We start from the raw sequence: 1,441 nt of genomic DNA on the forward strand, positions 1-1,441 counted from the left end.
TTAGCAGGCTGTTGAAGAAGTCGATCAGCCGCAGCAGCACCCTTTCCCGTCGCCCTGACGCTCAAGCTGGATGGGCGGGCACGGCACCGAGCCGTAGGAGCAGAACACGCAGCAGTCGCCGGCCTTGGGACGCAGCAGGGCGTGACACGCCTCGCACTCATAGAAGAACTGGCAGGCGTCGGTCGGCATTTCCTCGACCTTGCGGTTACCGCAATGCGGGCAGGTGATCTCGGAACGAAGTTCGACTGGCTTGGTCGGCTGGGCGGTCATGGCACGTCCTCCAGGAGCTTGGGCAGCCGCATCAGGTTGTAGGCGGCGGCGGTGAAGGCGAACGCCCAGTCTACCTTGTCGAGGCCGCGCAGCTTGGTCTTGCGCAGCCCGGCCACCGTCTTGATCCAGCCGAACGCCTCCTCGATGCGCTTGCGGATGCGCTGGCTGGCGGCATAGCCGGGATGGCGGGTGGTCCGGCCGTCAATGGCCGAGCGCCGCCGGCTGGTGTTCTGGGCCACATGGGGGCGAACGTTGAGCGTCCGCAGTTCCTCGACGAAGTCGGCTGCATCGTAGCCGCGATCGGCGCCCAGCGTGATGGCCTTCGGCCGGTCGGCCAATGGCTCGATCATGTCCAGGGCCGCCAGCCGCTCGGCATGGCCGGAGACGCGGGTCAGCCGGGTGTCGACGATCAGACCCGAGCGGTTCTCCATCAGGCCGTGGCCGATGAAGCACAGCTTCGCCTCCATCCCCGGCCCCTTGCGATACAGCCGGGCATCGGGATCGGTGGCGCTCTCGTGCGTCTCGTTGGACCGCTTCTCGCCCCTGAAGTCGGCCGGGGCGTTGCGCCCGCCATCGCCGCCGCCGTCGTCCTTGCCCGATCCCTTTGGCTTGAAGCTCTTCATCGACGCCCACGCCTCGATCAGCGTGCCGTCGACGCTGAAGTGCTCGCTCGACAACAACCGCTTCACGCGCGGCTGCGACAGAACGGCGGCCAGGAACTTGGCGGCGATGTCGCCTTCCAGCAGGCGGTCGCGGTTCTTCGAAAACGTCGAATGGTCCCACACTGGATCATCGACGCCCAGCCCCACGAACCAGCGGAACAGCAGGTCGAACTCCAGCCGATCCATCAACTGGCGCTCCGAGCGGATCGAGTAGAAAGCCTGCAACAGCATGGCCCGCAACAGCAGTTCCGGCGCGATGGACGGCCGACCCAGCCCCGAATAGAGCGTCGCGAAGTCGCCCGACAGCAAGGCCAGCGCGCCATTCGCCATCTCCCGGATCGCCCGCAGCGGATGATCGGGCCGTACCCGCTTCTCCAGATCGACGTAGGAGAACAACTCCCCCAAACGCTTGTCCGTCCCGCGCATCATGCCCTCGGCCAGTTCCCTCTGGCCGCAATTGAATCACGCCACAGCCGGACAGGCCACTGGGTTTTTCAACAACCTGTTAG

Annotated in this window: 2 protein-coding genes; both read right to left on the reverse strand. The window is 65.9% G+C overall.

All coding sequences use genetic code 11. The features are described 5' to 3' along the window. Window positions 1–24 precede the first annotated feature (24 nt). The gene (locus tag ODR01_RS25175; RefSeq protein WP_316980468.1) at window positions 25–270 is read right to left on the reverse strand and encodes a GDCCVxC domain-containing (seleno)protein; all 246 of its coding nucleotides are present in this window, start codon (window positions 268–270) and stop codon (window positions 25–27) included. Continuing rightward, entirely contained in the window at window positions 267–1,358 is a 1,092-nt protein-coding gene (locus tag ODR01_RS25180) for an IS5 family transposase (RefSeq protein ID WP_316980469.1), read from the reverse strand. The genes ODR01_RS25175 and ODR01_RS25180 overlap by 4 nt, the downstream gene beginning before the upstream one ends. Between the last annotated feature and the right edge of the window lie 83 nt (window positions 1,359–1,441).

This window comes from Shumkonia mesophila (assembly GCF_026163695.1).
GTDB classification, from domain to species: domain Bacteria; phylum Pseudomonadota; class Alphaproteobacteria; order Rhodospirillales; family Shumkoniaceae; genus Shumkonia; species Shumkonia mesophila.

Excerpts from the sequence above, each read along its gene's own strand:
- ODR01_RS25180 (WP_316980469.1), bottom strand. The coding sequence starts at position 1,358 with ATGCGCGGGACGGACAAGCGTTTGGGGGAGTTGTTCTCCTACGTCGAT.
- ODR01_RS25175 (WP_316980468.1), bottom strand. The coding sequence starts at position 270 with ATGACCGCCCAGCCGACCAAGCCAGTCGAACTTCGTTCCGAGATCACC.